Here is a 2,610-nt window from a genome sequence, read left to right on the forward strand (position 1 = left end):
ACCCGTTGGGGGATTTTTTTATGCAGTTCACAGTTTCTGAGCATTTTCTCCGGAGGATGGTAGATGTGCTACGAAGATTAAATTAGTAGATGCACCCTGATAACTAACTCCCCTGACTGGCTAACACTTGTTGGGGGATTTTTTTATGCAGTTCACAGTTTCTGAGCATTTTCTCCGGGAAATGGTAGATATGCTGCGAAGATTAAATTGGTAGATGCACCCTGATAACTAACTCCCCTGACTGGCTAACACTTGTTGGGGGATTTTTTTATGCAGTTCACAGTTTCTGAGCATTTTCTCCGGGAAATGGTAGATATGCCACGAAGATTAAATTGGTAGATGCACCCTGATAACTAACTCCCCTGACTGGCTAACACTTGTTGGGGGATTTTTTTTTAGTTAACATTAACCATCATTGATGATGATAACTTTCTCCGGAGAATGGTAGTTGCAGCGCGAAGATTGAATTGGTAGATGCAACCTGATAATTAATTCCCCTGCCTGACTAACACTCACTAGGGGATTTTTGGATTCTGCGAACAGCAACCATCATATCATCAATGATAATTTTGTCCAGAACCAAATCAACTCTTTAATCTAAAAACCGATTCTTGATAAATGCGTCCTGATAATTAACTCCCCTAGACCGCCACCACTGAGGGATTTTTTTATGTTGGGTATAACCAACATTCCCGATTGTGACAATTCTATCCGGAACATACGATTTAGTCCTAGAAAAGTTTATTGGTAGATACACTCTGATAACTAACTCCCCTGGCTGGCTGCCACCACTAGGGGATTTTTTTATTCAAATAGAATAATAACAAATCTTGGAAAAGATTTATCCGGAGAGCTGGGCTTAACCTTAGAACATTTAATTAGTAGATGCACCCTGATAACTAACTCCCACAGCCGGCAAAGATTTGATGGAGTTTTTTGGAAAAGTCTTCTGCCGATAGCCTTGGCTCATTCGTATATGCTTAGGCAAACATTATAACGCAACATTATCAAAATATTCTACTTTGGATAGTTTTTTATTGTAACTTTTGTCATAATTTGTTGACTAAATCTAAATTTAAACCTGTTCTAAAATCTGTACAAAACTACCAATAAATAGATAGGACTGAACAAATGGAACTCAACGGTTTATGTTCTGCCTATATCAAGCGCTTGAGAGCTTACCGTTTTCACAGTTTTACCTGATATTCCCAGTTAGAGACTGTTAAAGAATTAACAAAGGACTGAAGTTATTACTTTTTCAATAATTGGGTTTTCGCCAAGTCTTTCAAGGTTATCACACCAATTAAGCTTTTGCATCCTGTATCAATCAAATGTTGGTTGATAGTAGTGCAATTAGCTGTTCCTATAATATGCCCAAACAGAAAGTACTGTCTAGATATGTTTATAAATTATGCTAATTTTTCTACCCTTGTTAGCAACCTCTGCACCGATGAGGTTTTGAAAATACTTTAAGTGTGTATCACACTTTCTAGGTTACTTCACCCTAACACTTTTAGCCTGATAGCGAATCAGTATTGCATTTTTGCATTACTTCTAAGATTTGCACAAGCTATAACCTAGCTGTTCTGCAAAACTACATTTTGTAGATGTCTTGATTGTAGTTTTATCTATCTTATCATAATTTTTGGGTAAATATCTAGATTTTTGTTGCCTAGCTTTGACCCTTGAACAAGCCTGGGGATCATTTAATGACAGGCTTTACGGTGAATTTGCTTACCCTAATGTGCCGCTTTGATCACATAAAGCAATAAAACTTTAACTTAGGACGATTGGACGCAAGGAAACCCAAATTTACAAGGCTTTAATGGGATTTGCGATCGCACAGGGCTGATGCCAGCAGATTGCTCTACTCATTCTACGGAATATTTCCGCCGATATTTGCTGAAAGCATTAATTTTTTCTAGAATTTTATTGTTGATTTTTGAGAATATGGTAGTCTCCCTAAAGCTTATATGCACATAGCCTCATGAGTTTAGCTGTGATTAAATTTTCTTCAGAAGACTGCGGTATCTGCCACAAAATGTCCTTTTATGACCAAAAGGTGGCTGAAGAGCTGGGTTTGCAATTTATCGATGTGAAAATGCAAGATACGGCTAGTTATCGCAAGTATAGAAAAGTTTTGTTGTCTCAGTATCCAGATAAATCAGAAATGGGATGGCCTACTTACATTATCTGTGAATCTCCAGAAGGAGAATTTCAGATTAAAGGTGAAGTCAAAGGAGGTCATCCCAAAGGTGAGTTTAGAACTCGTCTGCAAGACGTTCTCAATTCGGCGGATAGTTAAACTACCTCAAATGATTTGACTTCCAGGACAGGGCCAATCATGGCCATGGTCATGACATCTTCGCGTACCTGTCCTGTAACTTTTGCTGTTTGTCCGGCTTTGAGCAAGTTTTTGTCAGCACCTCTGAGGATTTCGTAAGTATTACCCTCATCTGTGACTAACGCCCAAGCGCCAGTACCAATATCTCGGCGTTCGATTGTACCTGTGACTGTAATGCTCATACTTTTAGGGAGTGGGGAGTGGGGGAAGAGGCAGGGGAGCAGGGAGCGGGGAGCAAGGGGGAGTGAAGAAGCAAGGGAGCAGGG

2 protein-coding genes are annotated in these 2,610 nt (G+C 39.3%); one reads left to right on the forward strand and one right to left on the reverse strand.

Going from position 1 to position 2,610, the window contains the following annotated elements; translation table 11 throughout:
- Window positions 1-1,987: 1,987 nt before the first annotated feature.
- Window positions 1,988-2,305, forward strand: a complete 318-nt coding sequence (locus AACX33_RS05270; RefSeq protein ID WP_193998403.1) for a thioredoxin family protein — start codon at window positions 1,988-1,990, stop codon at window positions 2,303-2,305.
- On the opposite strand, the gene AACX33_RS05275 is transcribed toward AACX33_RS05270, so the two are convergent.
- Window positions 2,302-2,526, reverse strand: coding sequence for a hypothetical protein (locus AACX33_RS05275; RefSeq protein WP_193998402.1), 225 nt, complete (start codon window positions 2,524-2,526; stop codon window positions 2,302-2,304). The genes AACX33_RS05270 and AACX33_RS05275 overlap by 4 nt on opposite strands.
- Window positions 2,527-2,610 lie beyond the last annotated feature (84 nt).

The sequence above is a fragment of the Nodularia sp. LEGE 04288 genome (assembly GCF_963896525.1).
In the GTDB taxonomy this organism is placed as follows: domain Bacteria; phylum Cyanobacteriota; class Cyanobacteriia; order Cyanobacteriales; family Nostocaceae; genus Nodularia.

Bases quoted from the DNA above. Each gene is read 5' to 3' on its own strand.
- AACX33_RS05275 (WP_193998402.1), bottom strand. From the start codon at position 2,526: ATGAGCATTACAGTCACAGGTACAATCGAACGCCGAGATATTGGTACT.
- AACX33_RS05270 (WP_193998403.1), top strand. From the start codon at position 1,988: ATGAGTTTAGCTGTGATTAAATTTTCTTCAGAAGACTGCGGTATCTGC.